Source organism: Klebsiella sp. OBRC7 (genome assembly GCF_000293135.1).
In the GTDB taxonomy this organism is placed as follows: Bacteria; Pseudomonadota; Gammaproteobacteria; order Enterobacterales; family Enterobacteriaceae; genus Klebsiella; species Klebsiella michiganensis.
In genome coordinates this window covers 1-14,859 of record NZ_ALNJ01000021.1, presented here as the reverse complement: position 1 = coordinate 14,859, position 14,859 = coordinate 1, and the positions used below count along the sequence as shown (strand labels likewise).

The 14,859-nt window shown below is 53.0% G+C and carries 21 protein-coding genes and 2 pseudogenes; 12 read left to right on the top strand and 11 right to left on the bottom strand.

Features of this window, described 5'->3' with window-relative positions:
• Positions 1-392: 392 nt before the first annotated feature.
• The 8 genes from HMPREF1144_RS04565 to relB all read right to left on the bottom strand — a co-directional run bounded on the left by HMPREF1144_RS04565 (position 393) and on the right by relB (position 3,846).
• Positions 393-1,226, bottom strand: a complete 834-nt coding sequence (locus HMPREF1144_RS04565; protein ID WP_009651958.1) for an N-6 DNA methylase — start codon at positions 1,224-1,226, stop codon at positions 393-395.
• A 49-nt stretch (positions 1,227-1,275) separates the two neighbouring features.
• Positions 1,276-1,422, bottom strand: a complete 147-nt coding sequence (locus HMPREF1144_RS04560) for a hypothetical protein (RefSeq protein ID WP_009651955.1) — start codon at positions 1,420-1,422, stop codon at positions 1,276-1,278.
• A gap of 93 nt (positions 1,423-1,515) precedes the next feature.
• Positions 1,516-1,863 (bottom strand): hypothetical protein, encoded by a 348-nt coding sequence (locus tag HMPREF1144_RS04555; protein WP_009651960.1) that lies wholly within the window; start codon positions 1,861-1,863, stop codon positions 1,516-1,518.
• Positions 1,864-1,915: 52 nt separating this feature from the next.
• A complete protein-coding gene (locus tag HMPREF1144_RS04550; protein ID WP_009651959.1) occupies positions 1,916-2,239 on the bottom strand; it encodes a hypothetical protein in 324 nt (107 codons plus the stop codon).
• Positions 2,240-2,259: 20 nt separating this feature from the next.
• On the bottom strand, positions 2,260-2,418 hold the full coding sequence (locus HMPREF1144_RS04545) for a hypothetical protein (RefSeq protein WP_223240703.1): 159 nt from the start codon (positions 2,416-2,418) through the stop codon (positions 2,260-2,262).
• A gap of 671 nt (positions 2,419-3,089) precedes the next feature.
• Positions 3,090-3,209, bottom strand: coding sequence for a type I toxin-antitoxin system Hok family toxin (locus HMPREF1144_RS04540; RefSeq protein ID WP_223156217.1), 120 nt, complete (start codon positions 3,207-3,209; stop codon positions 3,090-3,092).
• 110 nt (positions 3,210-3,319) lie between these two features.
• Positions 3,320-3,607, bottom strand: coding sequence for a type II toxin-antitoxin system mRNA interferase RelE (gene relE / locus HMPREF1144_RS04535; protein WP_000323025.1), 288 nt, complete (start codon positions 3,605-3,607; stop codon positions 3,320-3,322).
• Positions 3,607-3,846, bottom strand: a complete 240-nt coding sequence (gene relB, locus HMPREF1144_RS04530; protein WP_004196370.1) for a type II toxin-antitoxin system antitoxin RelB — start codon at positions 3,844-3,846, stop codon at positions 3,607-3,609. Before relB ends, relE begins: the two co-directional genes overlap by 1 nt.
• A gap of 24 nt (positions 3,847-3,870) precedes the next feature.
• Between relB and ydfV the strand changes: the two are divergent.
• The 4 genes and pseudogenes from ydfV to HMPREF1144_RS04515 form a co-directional block, all read left to right on the top strand.
• Positions 3,871-3,969, top strand: a pseudogene (gene ydfV, locus HMPREF1144_RS33455) (protein YdfV); the annotation flags it as partial.
• A 127-nt stretch (positions 3,970-4,096) separates the two neighbouring features.
• Positions 4,097-4,462 carry a hypothetical protein gene (locus HMPREF1144_RS31020; RefSeq protein WP_009651956.1) on the top strand — a complete coding sequence of 122 codons (366 nt, stop codon included), beginning with the start codon at positions 4,097-4,099 and terminating at the stop codon, positions 4,460-4,462.
• A 43-nt stretch (positions 4,463-4,505) separates the two neighbouring features.
• The gene (locus tag HMPREF1144_RS04520) at positions 4,506-5,243 is read left to right on the top strand and encodes a HupE/UreJ family protein (RefSeq protein ID WP_008460272.1); all 738 of its coding nucleotides are present in this window, start codon (positions 4,506-4,508) and stop codon (positions 5,241-5,243) included.
• Between the two features lie 13 nt (positions 5,244-5,256).
• Entirely contained in the window at positions 5,257-5,946 is a 690-nt protein-coding gene (locus tag HMPREF1144_RS04515) for a hypothetical protein (RefSeq protein ID WP_004196322.1), read from the top strand.
• Between the two features lie 30 nt (positions 5,947-5,976).
• Here HMPREF1144_RS04515 and chrA read toward each other — a convergent pair whose 3' ends face one another.
• Together chrA and HMPREF1144_RS04505 are read right to left on the bottom strand one after the other, a co-directional pair.
• On the bottom strand, positions 5,977-7,353 hold the full coding sequence (gene chrA / locus HMPREF1144_RS04510) for a chromate efflux transporter (RefSeq protein WP_004196363.1): 1,377 nt from the start codon (positions 7,351-7,353) through the stop codon (positions 5,977-5,979).
• Complete coding sequence (locus tag HMPREF1144_RS04505; protein WP_004196334.1) at positions 7,310-8,287, bottom strand: chromate resistance protein ChrB domain-containing protein; 978 nt, start codon at positions 8,285-8,287, stop codon at positions 7,310-7,312. Before HMPREF1144_RS04505 ends, chrA begins: the two co-directional genes overlap by 44 nt.
• 77 nt (positions 8,288-8,364) lie before the next feature.
• Here HMPREF1144_RS04505 and HMPREF1144_RS32845 point away from each other — a divergent pair.
• From HMPREF1144_RS32845 to HMPREF1144_RS04470, 8 genes and pseudogenes are all read left to right on the top strand, one after another.
• Positions 8,365-8,509: pseudogene (locus HMPREF1144_RS32845) on the top strand (MFS transporter); the annotation flags it as partial.
• Between the two features lie 124 nt (positions 8,510-8,633).
• Positions 8,634-9,005 carry a hypothetical protein gene (locus tag HMPREF1144_RS04500; RefSeq protein ID WP_004196359.1) on the top strand — a complete coding sequence of 124 codons (372 nt, stop codon included), beginning with the start codon at positions 8,634-8,636 and terminating at the stop codon, positions 9,003-9,005.
• 62 nt (positions 9,006-9,067) lie between these two features.
• A complete protein-coding gene (locus tag HMPREF1144_RS04495) occupies positions 9,068-9,988 on the top strand; it encodes a methyltransferase domain-containing protein (RefSeq protein WP_009651957.1) in 921 nt (306 codons plus the stop codon).
• A 53-nt stretch (positions 9,989-10,041) separates the two neighbouring features.
• Positions 10,042-10,800, top strand: coding sequence for a hypothetical protein (locus tag HMPREF1144_RS04490; protein WP_004196325.1), 759 nt, complete (start codon positions 10,042-10,044; stop codon positions 10,798-10,800).
• 233 nt (positions 10,801-11,033) lie between these two features.
• Positions 11,034-12,332, top strand: a complete 1,299-nt coding sequence (gene nirA / locus HMPREF1144_RS04485; RefSeq protein WP_004196314.1) for an MFS transporter — start codon at positions 11,034-11,036, stop codon at positions 12,330-12,332.
• 105 nt (positions 12,333-12,437) lie between these two features.
• Positions 12,438-12,707, top strand: a complete 270-nt coding sequence (locus tag HMPREF1144_RS04480; RefSeq protein ID WP_004196355.1) for a nickel-sensing transcriptional repressor NcrB — start codon at positions 12,438-12,440, stop codon at positions 12,705-12,707.
• Positions 12,708-12,719: 12 nt separating this feature from the next.
• Positions 12,720-13,850, top strand: a complete 1,131-nt coding sequence (locus HMPREF1144_RS04475; protein WP_004196366.1) for a Ni(II)/Co(II) efflux transporter permease subunit NcrC — start codon at positions 12,720-12,722, stop codon at positions 13,848-13,850.
• A gap of 161 nt (positions 13,851-14,011) precedes the next feature.
• Positions 14,012-14,434 (top strand): nickel resistance OB fold protein NcrY, encoded by a 423-nt coding sequence (locus HMPREF1144_RS04470; protein WP_032072095.1) that lies wholly within the window; start codon positions 14,012-14,014, stop codon positions 14,432-14,434.
• Between the two features lie 282 nt (positions 14,435-14,716).
• Here HMPREF1144_RS04470 and HMPREF1144_RS31010 read toward each other — a convergent pair.
• Positions 14,717-14,859: transposase domain-containing protein (locus HMPREF1144_RS31010; RefSeq protein WP_157214904.1), on the bottom strand; the 143-nt coding region annotated here is incomplete at its 5' end.

Here is a 14,859-nt window from a genome sequence, read left to right as displayed (position 1 = left end):
CAGAAGCCACTGGAGCACCTCAAAAACACCATCATACACTAAATCAGTAAGTTGGCAGCATCACCGATGCAGCAAGCGCGAATTTGAATTTGCGTCAGGATGGAAGCCCGACAGGGCAGAGACAGCTTGCTGGCTCTGTTCACGACAGCCGTGTCCCTCCGGGACGACGCCCGAACCGGTATTCATTTTATTCACCATAAAGGATAAATACCGGAAGAGATAAACAGCACGATACCGGATGAGATATAACTGACCTGAACAAATAATAATGGTGAGACAAGCCCGCGCCGGAGTAATACGGGCGGCGCGTAGCGCAGCCGGTATTATTCTGCACCGCAGGTGCGCGGCCTTTTCCCGCAGTCGGGCAGGTTATCCCCTGCCCTTCTGGTTATTTACGCGGCCTCCGGTATTCCGCGCAAAAAGTCCCGCATCGCCCTGAACCGGCCCAGGTCTGCCAGCCGTTTTTCAAAGTCATTGAAGTAATAAACCGGGGTATACCTTACCCTGTTAAACTTCATTGTTAACGTGTTACCCGTCACCACTTCCGCCGCAATCCCCAGCAGTGACAGCTGGATGAAGGCCATATCTGCCGCCACCGGGTCGATATCGATGCAACTGCCAAACATGTGCATGGAAGGATTGATATCCGCCTCAAGCAGACACTCCGCATACGCAATAAGCATCCCGGCAGCCCCGCAGGCCGGGTCGCTGACGGTAGCAATGCCTTCCCGGCGGATAGTGTCCCTGACACCCGGCATCAGCATCCGCGCCATCAGGCACTGGACCGAATAAGGGGTAAAATACTGCCCGCGGAAGTTATCGCCCAGCTCAAGCTCCATGAAAATGGCACCGAGGAAATCATGGAATTTTGCCTCCAGCGCACACACCATCAGGCAAAACATCTCCTGCATATTCGCGATATCTGACGCCTCGTATCGCGCACTGATTTTCCGGCAGTGCTCCATGCTCTCCGGCGTTCTTATCCGGGCGATATCCAGTTCACTGGCAGCGAGTGACAAAAAGTCACTGAACACTTCCCAGCGCCCCAGATGGCGGCCCGTGGATTTAAACACGCTGATGAAACGGCTCCGGCTATAGTGCGCACTCATCATCTTCTGCACAGAGGGCACACATTCGATCCCCTGCAGCATGTCCTGTGTGACCGGTCTTTTGTCAGCGCTCTCTCTGGCCATATTGAACACATCGGCAAAACTCAGCTGTGACATGAATTTTTCTCCTGAAAAAGCCGCCCCTTACGGAGCGGCTGGTTTCACATCACGCCAGACCGAGGCCGGCGTATACCGTGGCCATGAACTGCTGCCAGTATTCCAGACGCATAGCGGGGACGTGGGCACGCTTACCACTGCGTAAGGCATTTACAAACTCGTTCGCCTGTGCGACGATTTGATGGTCAAATTTCATGGTGTTATCTCCATGTGGTTTTTGATGAAGCCGGATACGCACTTTTGCGGGTAGGTATCCGGCGTTGAATGAGCAGGCGAAAGCCTGCTTTTTTCATTTCTGGGCCAGTTTCAGTGCCTCCTTAATGCGCGTCTTTATCTGCTCATGGCTCAGGTTGCACACATCCCGCAGCCGGTAATATCTGGCTCCGTAGCGGGCGTAAATCTCTGTCACGTCCCCGCAGACCATTTCCTGCAGCATGAACGTCTCCCAGCTGCCGCTTTCGCTCGTTGACCAGTTGAGCGGGTACATCAGGCCCAGCGCATCATGGAAGGCGTGGACGTCTATTTCAGCGGGGGCTTTTACCGCCGTTTTCTGGCGACTCAGCCAGTATTCGCGTTCCGCTTCAGCAGTAGCCTGCATTCCCGGAACGGCGGAAGATTCAGTCAGGTGTAAGTACATATTTTTCTCCTTCGGGTTAAGGGAGGCAGCAGCACGCCGCCCCCGTGCTTATTTATTCGTTTGCCGCCAGTTCGCTCATCAGCACATCTTTTGCTTCCAGCGCGTGCTCTTCTTCCGAAAACGTCAGGATGTAACCACGCTTTGCCGCCGCGCCCATGAGTACAGGGCGGTCTTTCAGCGGCAGGGCGTCCAGATAATCCAGCGCATCGCCCAGCACACGCGCCTGATACAGTTCGAAGTGCATACCGCAGCAGCGCCCCGCCTCTTTCTCGATACGTGCCAGCACCACATCGGCGCGGATAACATCGAACGGGTTACGGGAGTGAATGTTGCGCACAAAGCCGTCAGTGCGGAGGTTCATATTTCGACGGTCCATAACAGTTCTCCTTCAGTGGGTTACTTCACACCTAAACGACGAAACATATCTGCGATAATGTTTCGTCGTGCATATGACGCACCGACAGCTTTCAAATCAGCCAGGACATTAAATGCATAGCTGGCGCTCTGTCCGTGAAATGCCAGCACCTTTGCTGCGATCGGTTCCGGGCAGGCCATAACCCATCTTTCGGAAGATTCTTTGGTGGCGGTTTTGACGTTGACGTTGTGTGTGTTCATTCTGCTTTTCCTCTTGTCTGGTGGTTAATCCATCTCTCGGTGAGTTCCCTGGCGGCAAAGGGCAAAGGAGCGACGTCGCAAGGAGGAAGGAAAGGGGCGGAGACAAAAAGTTTTTGCGGTCCGATGCAAAAAGTTTTTGGCGGAGTTCATTTACCTCTTGGATGACGACGCGACGGTGCTACGACCAGCCCTCCGCCGGGGAACGGACGAGAGATGACTCACCAGGGGAAGGGATGAGAATGAACACACCCGACACGACGGAACGGCGTGGCGCCATCAGAGTGCCGGCAGCTTTATCGCCGGCACGGTGAAAGCGGCGCGACCGGAACGGACGCAGCAAGCGCGCCGTTGACGTCAGCCATCAGACACTAGCCGAATGGCCCGAAACCGCCCCGCGGGTTCGGCGGAGCTTACCGCATCATTTCGCGGTTAGCGGAGTGTGGCTCGACGACTGGACGCGGAGCGACCGGGAGCCGAAGGTGGCCAGATGTTATTAACTGAAAGGAAAAAGGGGCTACCGGCGAACCGGCAACCCCTTCATAAAGGCGCTTCAGGTATGTCCAGACAATTTCAGCCCCTGAGTGGCGGAGGTTTCCCTCCGCCGGGGTTAGCTACTTAGCGGATTCGTAAGCCATAAAAGCCGCCACCTCCCTGTTCGTGTCCCTGTACCGGATTTCACAGAGTGATTTCCGGGTCAGATAAGTGAATATCAGCAGTGTGAGACACACTATTAATACGCACCCGAGCAGAGTGTTTCGCGGCAGTTTCATGGCCTTCTTCTCCTGTCAACGCAAAGCAGAAGTGTCACCATCGGTGCGAAACAGAGATGTCATGCTTTGGTTCAGAGAATGCGTTTGACCGCCTCGCTATATACTTCCGAGCGTTCTCTTTTCCCAACAGAAATCACGAAAACGACAACTTTCTCGTCTATAACCTGGTATACAAGGCGATAGCCTGAAGACCGGAGCTTAATCTTGTAACAATCAGGCATACCACGGAGCTTGTTTGCTTCAATCCGGGGTGACTCAAGTACTTCAACCAGCTTCTTTTTCAACTGTTCACGTACCGTCGAGCCCAGCTTTCGCCATTCCTTTAGTGCCCGCTCGTCAAAATCCAGAAAATACGCCATCAGAGTTCATCCAGCGTCACACGTACTGGCTTAGGATTACAAAGTCGTTCTTTCACTATCTCCACAAGTTCAGCATCTTCATCACTCAGGAGTGTCTGTTTGAACGGCAAGCGTTCATTGTCAGCGATATACTCGAGCATGAGACGAAGCGCTTCAGAAGGAGTTACGCCCATTTTTTCAAGCGCGGCGTAAGAACGCGCTTTAAGTTCATCGTCAATACGTAGGTTAATGCTACCCATGTCTTACACCCCTTGTAATTACAAATGTCATTACAAGTATCGCACTACAACATGCTTAGGGCAAGTCACGAAGTAAGTCAGAAAGTAGTCGTAAGAACGGTGATCACTGTCCGCTTTGTGCCAGAAGTGGACGGCAGGATTTGTTGAACATTTCAGACAAAACCAAACTCAAAACAACTATTGAAATCAAGCCAGCATAGCGGATACATTACGCACGTTGTTACTTTGTATCATCAGGATGCCGTTAACTGTGTTTATCAGCCGTGAAGTCATTTCCAGAATCGTGCTTATCATCATGGCTGTTGCCGTGCTGAGCAGTTCGTTTATGGCAAAGCCACAGGCTGCATACAGCGTTCAGGAAACAACGTCCATCAGTGACCATCAACACGACAGCGATGAACCACTGAATGAGCACGATCCATTGTTGTTTCACTCCCACGGTAGCGTGCATCACCTCAATGCCGATCATTCCCACGATCTGAATAAACTCTTTGCTCTGCCTACTCTGCACGCATGGAATCCGGGCATGCGGGTGATATATGCGTTGAGTTCAGAACAAATACTGCAAATGCCGCAGTCCACCCCCGAACGCCCTCCGAGAATCCTGTCTGCGTAATAACTTCTGCTAATTCGTTATTATTCAACATGTAAGGATTTTTATGTATACCAGCCTTGATACACAGGGCCGGTTGAGCGCTCGCCTGCTTTCAGCTCAGGCGCGTTCGGCTTGTCTGTTTTTCCTGTTGTTACTGCTTTTCTACAGCCAGGGCGCGTATGCGCACGGCGTGGCGGAAGGCGACAAAGGGTACATCCAGGAAATCACCGGGGTGAACATCATCCCGTTTATCTACCTTGGCGCGAAGCACATGGTGACCGGTTACGATCATCTGCTGTTTCTGTTCGGGGTGATTTTCTTTCTCTACAAAATGCGTGATATCGGGCTGTACGTTAGCCTGTTCGCTATCGGGCATTCAACGACGCTGCTCATCGGCACCTTCTTTGATATCAGCGTCAGTGCTTACCTTATTGACGCCATTATCGGGCTGTCCGTGGTCTATAAAGCGCTTGATAACCTCGGGGCATTCCAGCGCTGGTTTGGCGTTCAGCCCAACACGAAGCTTGCGACGCTCATCTTTGGATTCTTCCACGGTTTTGGTCTGGCAACCAAAATCCAGGAATTCGAAATCTCTCCCGATGGCCTGTTTGTCAACCTGATTGCCTTCAACATTGGCGTTGAGATCGGCCAGCTGCTCGCGCTGAGCGCCATCCTGATCGTTATGAGCTACTGGCGGCAAACGGCGAGCTTTTTCCGACACGCTTATACCGCCAATGTGGTGATGATGAGCGCGGGATTTCTGTTAATGAGTTACCAGCTTTGTGGCTACATTTTAGCCTGAGGGAGACAAAACAATGTACAACACTGATTTACCAACACGCGCAGAATTACCTTCTGCCATCAAACTGATGCAGTCCACTATCCTCGCCGCCATCGTGGCGCTGACGCTGCTGATCACCGTCGTCATGCCTTCGGAATACGGCATTGATCCTACTGGCGTGGGTCGTTTACTGGGGCTTAAGCAGATGGGAGAAATCAAAACGCAGCTTGCCGAAGAAGCTGATGCCGATAATCAGGCCAGCGCTGTTCAGCAAGGACAGCTGGCTGCGCCAGTTAATGAGCGACCGATCCCGGATAATCCTCCGGCAATAACGCAGAACACCTACCCGGAGCTGAGCGTTCCGGCGACCACGCGCGCGCCGGAAGTACCATCGGCTGGCTCGCAACGTCATCAGATGCTCATCACCCTGAAGCCTAACGAAGCTGCTGAAGTTAAACTGGAAATGCGCAAAGATGCCCGCGTGACCTATCAGTGGACAAGTTCCGGACCGGTAAACGTGGATGCGCACGGCGATCCGGTCAACGCCCCGAAAGGCTTCTACCATGGCTATGGTAAAGCCCGGCAGATCACATCCGGAGACGGCGTTTTACAGGCCGCGTTCGAGGGTAAACATGGCTGGTTCTGGCGAAATCGTGGTTCTGAGACCATCACGATCCAGCTTGATACAACCGGCGACTACCTGAACATCAAACGGGTTATCTGATAAATCAGGGGCAGGATAACCTGCCCCTTTTCACACAGCTGACAGCCCGGTCAGGCGGAGTATCAGCCCGGCGAGAGCCGCCATGGCAATAACGTGCGTAACCTTCCATTTTAATCTGAAAAGCGCAAACGCAGCGGCGACGGCAATCAGGGCGGCAGGGATATCGATCCCTCCCTTTGCGCCTTCCGGCCATACGGTATGCCAGATAAAAAACAGCCCCAGATTAACAATGACGCCCACTACGGCCGCTGTGATGGCGGTTAAAGGTGCCGTGAAACCCGCCTTGTTGTGGGTCGTTTCGATAAACGGCCCGCCTGCCAGCACGAAAATGAAGGACGGGAGAAAGGTAAACCAGGTCACCATGCAGGCGGCAACGGCGCCGCCGACAAACAGCATATCCGCGCCAAAAACGGCATGGGTATACCCGCCCACAAATCCGACAAACGTGACCACCATAATCAGCGGGCCGGGCGTGGTTTCTCCCAGCGCCAGCCCGTCCATCATCTGCCCGGCAGTCAGCCAGCCAAAATTGACGACAGCACCCTGATAAACGTATGGCAGGACGGCGTAGGCCCCACCGAAGGTAAGGAGCGCAGCCTTGGTAAAGAACCAGCCCATCTGCGTCACCGGATGCGCCCAGCCCAGCCCCAGCGTCAGCACCGTCATGGGAATAAGCCAGAGCAGTGCACCCGCTGCCACAATCCTTAACAGTTTCGCCCAGCTGAACAGGGCATGCGCCGGTACGGGCGTATGATCGTCAATAACCGCAGCATCAACGGCGGCTTTCTCCTGTTTGTTATGCCCGCTGCCGCTGTGAAATTTTTCCGGCGCGATGCGTCCGCCGATAAAGCCAGTTATCGCTGCTGAAATAACGATGACGGGAAAAGGAACGTTCAGGGCGAAAACGGCCACAAAAGCCGCAGCAGCTATGGCCCAGTGGGCACCGTGTTTCAGCGCACGGGAGCCGATGCGATGCGCCGCCTGCAGCACGATTGCCGCCACGGCGGGTTTAATGCCGTAAAAGATACCGGCAATAATGGCAACGTCTCCCCAGGCGATATAGATCCACGACAACGCGATAAGAATAAAAAGTGAGGGAAGGATAAATAACAAACCCGCTATCACTCCGCCCAAGGTCCTGTGCATCAGCCAGCCAATGTAGGTGGCAAGTTGCTGAGCTTCCGGACCGGGCAGCACCATACAGAAATTGAGTGCGTGGAGAAAACGGGACTCGGAAATCCAGCGCCGGTTCTCGACCAGTTCCTGATGCATGATCGCAATCTGTCCGGCAGGACCGCCAAAGCTGATAAAACCCAGCTTCATCCAGAACCAGAACGCCTCCTTCAGGGGGACCGGCTTGGGCTTAACGTTTTCCTCTGCCAGCGTCAGCAACTCCGTTTTGTTCATCATGGCCGGACCTCATTTCAAACGTCGTTAACAGACCGTCAAACAGCGAACAGGCCGCTGTGAGTAATGTGTCATCATCCGTAATGCTTTCACGCAATCCTGCCAGTACACTTTCAACGCCAGCGGCTTCGGGGGGCTGAACCCCGCCAACATCAAGGTAATGCACAAGCATCCCCAGACCATTCAGGGCATCCCCCGTCAGCCCGAAGCGGACCATCAGCACTTCAAAGGTCACACGATTGTCGATGTGGCTGAAGGTCGCGCCATCAAAATCAAACCCCACCGCCTCTTCCGGGCAATCGTTGCCATCCTTAAGCCAGAGAAACTGCGCATCCTGGTCGATAAAACGCCGTATAAGCCAGGCGCTGGCAAGCCTGTCAATCCATGGCCGGCGACGCGTAGCCCAGATCCTGTTATGAAAATCCTCAGGCTTCAGCCGTGTCAGCAAGCCACTGACGGCATGAGGCTCTCCGGGAGAGATGAACCTGTTAATGCCAGCTTCCAGTTCTGACAAGGCAAAAATGGCCTGCGCCTGCGCTTCACCAGGAAAGAAATCAATCGCCACAATCCGATCCAGCTCGCGACGAAGTTTTCTTACCATCTTCAGTTGGCTGACCGCGGTTTCCTCATTAAGGTCGTTTTTACAAACCTGAAGGCTCTCCATCAGGATCAGGTACTGCTGAGAGCGATCGAATAACGGGCGAATTTTCTCTTCGTCGGAAGTCTCTGCGTCAAAAACAAAGGCCGTTCCTCCCTCACCGCTGATTTCACGACTCATCTCGTTAAAAATCTCATGGCTCTGTTGCGCTTCAGGCAACAGATAAACGCCGTCGCGCAGCATGGCGGCACCGGTATTTTTTAATGCCCGCCAGACACGCATACGTAATGTGGCCTGCTCAGTGGGCAGTGTCAGAATAAGGATATGTAGTTTCATAGTGTAGAGATTAATACATATGGTAGAGATTGCTACATATTTTCAGTCTTTCTAACCGTACATATCGCTATCTTTTTATGGTGCTCATAATTGCTCTTATCGGTACCGGTCTTGCTACCGTTGCACTGGGCCTGCTGGCGGGCGACAGGGCAGGGGGAGTCGGGAACGGCGCTGGCAATGAAGATGCTTGCTTATATTCTGGTCGCCCCGGTCGCTGATGCATTATGCGGGCCTTTTTATTCATATCGCCAATACAAGACTTTACATTCCAGCCCTTACATCCTCCCCGGGGGGATGCTAATCTTTTTATACCGTTGTCATTGTCTATTGAGGAAAGCAATCAGCGATGTACCCGATGTTTAAACGTTCGCCCCGTTATGTTCTGATGATCGTCATCATGGCCATTGGCATGATGATGTCGTCGATGGTGACGTTTGCGTCGCACGGTACAAACGGCCTGACAGGCTACGAGATGAATCTGCATGACGCAGAAGTCACCATGTCAATGCAGGATCACTCTCACGATTCGGATATCCCTCAGTCTGGCCACGCAGGCCATCATCAGACAGACCATTTCCATGAAACCCCTGAGCAGCCGCCCTCTGTAGAGATTTCCCTCTCTCCTGTAACAGACAGATGGTTGCCGCTTGCCGATCTTCGTAGCCCGGTTAAGGCCACGGACATCATTTACCGTCCTCCCAGCATCCGCCAGATCTGATCGCTGTTACCGGCAGTTTTTGCTGCCCGGCTTTAATCAACTTCAGATTTAGCGGAGAGGCTATGTATAAAGACTCTATCCAGGCGCGTCGAGATATTGCGCGTAATTTCACTGCACTCAATTATCGTGTTGATCCCCTGCACTGGCAGACGCTCTGCATGGGCGTTAATCGCGACCTTCAGGCCAAAAAAATGCGTCCGAATGTCCCGGTTCCTTCACGGCGTAAAGTCATTCCGTTCCTGAAAATGATGCATCAGGAAACGGGCTCGATGCTCAAAGCGATCCTTGCCTTTGGCTTTGATGGCCCCTGGACATCCAGCGGCGGTTCATTTCGCCTGGCGCGAGAAATTGGGTTCGACATCGCCCACTATGCGAAAAACATTCACCACAAAAACGGGAAAGTCACCTTCCTGGAAATTGGTGCCGCCTGGGCGGGTTTTCGCGCTGAGGAATGTGCCGGCCATCAGGCGACGATTTCCGGGCTTTCCGGGGAGTTCAGGGAGCAACTTGGGGAAAGCGTATTCCTGCACTTCACTAATCTCACACCGTGGCATGCATCGCTGCCAAAAGGCGTGACTGAGCATCCTTACGTGACAGCAGCCGGGCTGGGAGCGCTGGAAAACAGAGGTGTTCAGGCAGGTGAGGTCGATATTATCTACTCCCAGGCAGCGGCCTATTTCGAACAGGATTACACGGCTTTCCTTCGCAGCGCTGCACGCCTGCTGAAAGAGGATGGCGTCCTGATCTTCAACCATGACCCTGTTCTGGCGAGCGCGATGGATGAAGTCGCCTGGGAGCACGGACTGCGGCTGGTCAGACGTAAGCAAATGGGAGGAATGAATGGCGCGATTGCCCGTTATCACCGGCTTCGTTCGTCCCCGGTAAGTCAGATGGTCTTCCCCGGCGTAAAGCGGGCAGAGGATGAAGAAGTGGTCTGTGAATCACTGGTTATGTCGGCGCTTCGTCGCAACGTAGAGGTGTAACGCCCGATATGTTGACGCGCAGACATTTTCTCACCACCACAGGAGCGTTGCTGATGACAACATTACTGCCGGGGGAAACCCTGGCAGCCTCTCTGGCTGAAAAAGTCAGTGAAACATGGCAAAAAATAAACACCCGCCGCAATCAACAAGAGGCGATAACGCCGGGCTGGGTTTTGCAGTCGCTCGGGCTTAAACCTGGCTCAACTGAACTGCGAAGAGCCATTTTTGAGCTGGTCAGGCGGATACCCTATCAGCTCGGTGCATGGAATGGCGAAAGCATGAGTCTGTTTCAGCAGGGCTTTGGCGACTGCCGTCATAAAGCCGCTGCTGCCGAACGACTGCTGACCGATGGTGGCATTACGGCAAAGCGAAAGCTGGTGCGGTTTGACTGGGCTGATTTGCCTGTACCTGCGGATATTCTGGCAATTTTGCCGCAAACACAGGGATTTCATGACACTGTGGCTTTTGAGCTACAGGGCAAAACATACCTGTTTGATGCCACCTGGGATATGGCCTTGCGCGGAGCGGGTTTCCCGGTGATGCCTTCCTGGGATGGCAACTCTGATACCTGGCCGGTGACTTCCCGGATGTCGACGCAGCAAACCGTACTAATGCCGCAGCCAGGGCAGGACATTTACAGCACTAACCAGATGAGCTGGCCGCAGCGCGAGAAAACCATGGCGTTTAATCAGGCACTGAATAACTGGCTGGAGGTCATTCGGGCTAACCGTGATGACTGGTGCACCATTATCCATAGTGATATTGAAGCCACCCGGTTGAGCCTGAAAACCTGTCTGGGACAACTGAGTTAATTCCCTTCTCGTCAGGAGGGGCTGCGCAGGGAAGCGGCGATAACACCTTCGACACTTTTTATGCTGCTTCAGGTATAACGCTGGGATACCTGAAGCTTTTTTATTTAACATCCAAGATAACAGACGAATCAGTATCCTCCTCACCCGGATAAAGCTTGTCATTTTTTTCAGGTCCCTCTATGCTTTGAATATCCCCCTGGGGGGGATGTGATTTCAAACCAAGAGATTTCCTGATGCTCAACATTCTTTCTAATCGTACCTATCGCCACCTGTTTATGGCACAGGTTATCGCCCTTATTGGCACCGGTCTGGCGACCGTTGCGTTAGGGTTACTGGCCTACGATCTCGCAGGTGACAGAGCCGGGGCAGTGCTGGGTACCGCGCTGGCTATCAAAATGAGCGCCTATATTCTTGTTGCGCCCGTGGCGGCGGCTTTTGCCGATAAATTCCCGCGTCGCACCATGCTGGTAACACTGGACCTGGTTCGCGCTCTCGTGGCTATCACGCTGCCTTTTGTCACCCAGATATGGGAAATCTACATCCTGATCTTCATTCTTCAGGCTGCCTCGGCGGCGTTTACGCCTACTTTCCAGGCAACTATCCCGGATATTCTTCCTGACGAACGTGAATATACCCGGGCGCTGTCTCTGTCACGTCTGGCCTACGATCTTGAAAGCGTCATCAGCCCTATGCTGGCGGCTGCACTGCTGACGGTCATGAGTTTCCACAACCTGTTTGCCGGTACGGCAGTCGGGTTCCTTGCTTCAGCAGCTCTGGTTGTTTCCGTGACACTGCCGAAGATGAAAGCGTTAACGGTCAAACGCAGCATCTATGACAAAACTACACGAGGTATGCGCATCTTCCTGAAAACGCCCAGACTGCGCGGCCTGCTGGCACTCAACATGGCCGTAGCGGCAGCGAGTGCAATGGTTATCGTCAACACCGTCGTTCTGGTTCAGGCGGACTTTGGTTTCTCACAGCGGTCTACCGCTATTGCGCTGGCCTTCTTCGGCGTGGGGTCCATGGTATCGGCCCTGGTTCTCCCCAGACTCCTCGACAACATGAGCGACCGTATGCCGATGCTTGCAGGTACGGCGCTTTTAGTCATTGGCCTGGGGTCAGGCATTTTCCTGAAGGATTACATCACGCTGGTTGTGCTCTGGGCACTGCTGGGGGTGGGCTATTCACTTTCTCAGACACCGGGTGGTCGCCTGCTGCGCCGTTCGTCAACAGCGGAAGACAGACCGGCGCTGTTTGCCGCCCAGTTTGCACTGTCACATTCATGCTGGCTGGTGACTTATCCGCTGGCCGGATGGGTTGGTGCGGCATGGGGGACACAGGCTTCATTCATCGCCCTGACTGTTGTGGCAACATTGTCGCTGGTCACCGCCGTACTTATCTGGCGTCCTGAGCATGAAGTGTACGCTCAGGTTCACAGCCACAAAGACCCGGAAACAAACAACGAATCGACCCATGAGCATGATTTCGTCATTGACGATGAACATCCGTCCTGGCCGAAGAAAGAGAAGTAATTTCCCAAAAAAAGACAACGTATCAGGAGAGGATAAGCCGATAAAAAGTGTGACCATGGCGTTGATACACATTATCTTATCCCTTCCACCTGGAGAGGATAAACCATGACCGTTCATGCATCACACCCTGACATTATTAAAAGACTTAAACGTGCCGCAGGGCACCTGAAAAGTACCATCCAGATGCTCGAAGATGAGAAAGCATGTCTGGATATCGCCCAGCAACTGCACGCTGTGGAAAAGGCGATAACGAATGCGAAGCGTACCTTAATTCATGACCATCTGGATCACTGCCTGGAGGATGCCCTTCATGCTGACCACACGGAGTCTGATAAGACGCTTAGCGAATTTAAAGAGATAACTAAATATCTTTAAGGCAAGCGAAACATGACTGATTTTTCCACTCTTTTACAGCAAGGCGTGGCCAATGCCTGGCTGTTCATCCCCAGCGCTATTTTGCTCGGTGCGCTTCACGGACTGGAGCCAGGGCATTCCAAAACGATGATGGCCGCCTTTATTGTGGCCATCCGGGGAACGGTCAAGCAAGCGGTATTACTGGGGCTTGCCGCGACAATTTCTCATACGTCTGTTGTCTGGCTCATTGCGTTCGGCGGAATGTATATCAGTCAGAAATTCACTGCTGAATCAGCCGAACCCTGGTTTCAGCTGATTTCCGCCGTCATCATTCTCGGTACGGCGGCATGGATGTTCTGGCGAACCTGGCGCGGCGAAAAGCTGTGGAAGATGGAGCAGGAAGAGGAACACAGCCACGGTCATCACGATCATGACGAAACCCGCATCATCGATACGGGCCATGGCAGCGTTGAACTCTCGATTTTCGAAGAAGGACAACCCCCTCACTGGCGTTTACGCTCGCTCAGCGGCAAGAAATGGGAAGCTCGCGACATTTCTCTGGTGACCAACCGTGGTCCAGGGACATTTTCACAGGTATTTGATTTCGTCGAAAAAGACGGGTTTATGGAATCGGCCCTGGCGATCCCGGAGCCACACAGCTTTGATGTTCGCCTGTCTTTAGGCCATCGCGGCCATGTGCATGATTATGATGTGGAATTCCGTGAACATGAACACGACCACGATCATTCCTCGCTGGAAGGTCTGGATGTTAATTCTCGCGAATATCAGGATGCTCACGAAAAAGCGCATGCGAACGACATCAAAAAACGTTTTGCGAATCGCAGCGTAACCACCGGACAAATAATCCTGTTCGGCCTGACCGGCGGCCTTATTCCTTGCCCGGCAGCCATTACCGTTTTGCTGCTCTGCATCCAGGTGAAGGAATTTACGCTCGGTGCCGCGCTGGTACTGTGTTTCAGCATCGGTTTAGCGATCACGCTGGTTTCAGTGGGCGCAGCGGCGGCTTTCAGCGTTCGTCAGGCAACCAAACGCTGGAGTGGCCTGGATACGCTGGCGCGGCGGGCTCCATACTTCTCAAGCGTACTGATTGCACTTGTCGGCATTTACATGGGCTATCACGGCTGGATCGGCGTAACGAGCTGATTTTCTCCTGTATGAATCTCACGCCTGAACCCACCAACCGGTGGGTTTTATATTTCTGAAGCCCATCATATTTTTATCCCCCTGCCGGGGATAGGAATTGAGCTTTTATAGCCGCTCATTTATCATCGACAATATCCCCCATGGGGGATGTAAAATTATAAATGGAATCTGCTATGCAAAAACAATATTTCAGTCAGTTCGTCACCGGAGTGTTACTCACTTCGTTCATCGCCATTCCTGCTCTGGCAGCGCAAGGTGGCTTCTCCGCAGAGAAAGAGCCTGTCGTCACTGAGCACATGTATGCCGGTCATAAAGTTCAGCAGGAGAATAGTCAAAGCCGGATTCAGATCGTATCGTCAATGCACGAAGGGGCGTGGATCACACTGGAAGGCAATGTTGTCAGCCAGCAGCAGGACGAGTGGTATACGTTCCGCGACCCAACCGGTACCATCAAAGTCCGCATCCCGCAGAAAGTCTGGAACGGGCAGCACTTCGATGCTCAGGACCTGGTACGGGTCAGTGGACCGGTAAGCCATGAAAATGATGGTTCAATTTTATATGTTGCAGTTATCAGCAAACCCTAAAACACAATTCTGACGGGCTATGTTTTTTTATATATATAGTTCGTCAACCAAACGTCCGCTTCTCGCTCTTAGCGGACATTAGCATAGGCTATTTACCATAACGCCGCATTACGCGTACCGCTCAGACGGCCTGAGCGCGTTTCTGACGTGTCCCCGTTAAAAACAGTAACAAACCACCCGAAAATGCACGCCAGAAACGCTACGTAAGAATCTATCCTATGACTGGATATGCACTCAACTGAATAGTAAGCGTGCAGCGAGAACCGTATTGACGGGGATGTGTTATTCATTTGGCAATGCTACGCGCCAGGGGAGCAGTTCGCTGACCCGGTTTATCGGCCAGTCAGCTATAACATCAAGCACATGGCGAAGGTAGCTTTCTGGCTCCACTCCGTTCAGTTTGCATGTCCCGATCAGGCTGTACA